Annotated in this window: 1 protein-coding gene and 1 pseudogene; both read right to left on the reverse strand. The window is 64.2% G+C overall.

The window, feature by feature from the left end; all coding sequences use genetic code 11:
* Positions 1-407 (reverse strand): annotated as a pseudogene (locus ACESMD_RS09775) (UDP-glucose 6-dehydrogenase); the annotation flags it as partial.
* Positions 408-672: 265 nt separating this feature from the next.
* Positions 673-1,071, reverse strand: a 399-nt coding sequence (locus ACESMD_RS09780; RefSeq protein WP_372612674.1) for a nucleotide sugar epimerase, incomplete at its 5' end; no start/stop codon positions are given.

The raw sequence follows: 1,071 nt of genomic DNA on the forward strand, positions 1-1,071 counted from the left end.
CGGGCCACTGTCTCGCGAACCCGGTCCGCCGTGCCCACCGGCACCGTGGACTTGTTGACGACCACCTTGTAGCCGGCCATGTGCTCGCCGATGGTGCTCGCCACCGCCAGCACATATTGCAGATCCGCGCTGCCATCCTCATCCGGTGGCGTGCCCACGGCGATGAATTGCAGCGTGCTGAAGGCCACCGCCTCGGCAGCGTCGGTGGTGAAGCGCAGGCGCCCAGCGGCCCCATTCGACCTGACCAGATGCTCCAGGCCCGGCTCGAAGATGGGGATCTCACCCTCATGCAGCCGAGCGATCTTGGCCCCGTCCACGTCCATGCACAGCACATCGTGGCCCACATCGGCCAGGCAGGCACCGGTGACAAGACCCACATAACCGGTACCGAAAATCGTAACGTTCATCCTTGCTCCTGATTCAACCAACACAACGGCCAGCGTGTAGGCCCGGTAAGCGACAGCGCACCGGGCACCCTACCGGCGGCCACCTCGCCCGCTGGAGACGCCGCACGCCCGCGGGTCAAGCCCGCGGGTCAGACCCCGGCGGCGAGCAACCCTGCAGGCAACATGCACCTTCACACGCCTGGCTACGAGATGGGGTCAGACCCAAGGGCTGGTCGGGCCACCACGCCGGATGCGCCCGAGGCTTATCCAGCCTACACCTCGCTCCTTAAACCCCGTAAAACTCCCTGTACCATGCCACAAAATTCGCCACGCCCTGCTTAACCGGCGTGGCGGGCTTGTAGCCCACGGCTCTTTCCAGCTCGGTGGAATCGGCATAGGTATCCGGCACGTCGCCGGGCTGAAGCGGCAGCAGCTCCTTGATGGCCTTCTTGCCCAGCGCCTCCTCGATCGCCTCGATATAGGCACTGAGCTTCACCGGGTCGTTGTTGCCGATGTTGAAGAGCCGATATGGCGCATTGCTGGTGGCCGGGTCGGGGTTGTCGCTGTCCCACTCGGAATTGGGCGCGGCGATATCGTCGCTGGCGCGGATCACACCTTCCACGATGTCATCAATATAGGTGAAATCGCGGGTGTGGTTGCCGTGGTTGAACACCGGGATCGACTC

Origin of the sequence: Halomonas sp. (assembly GCF_041689495.1) — a bacterium.
Lineage (GTDB): Bacteria > Pseudomonadota > Gammaproteobacteria > Pseudomonadales > Halomonadaceae > Halomonas.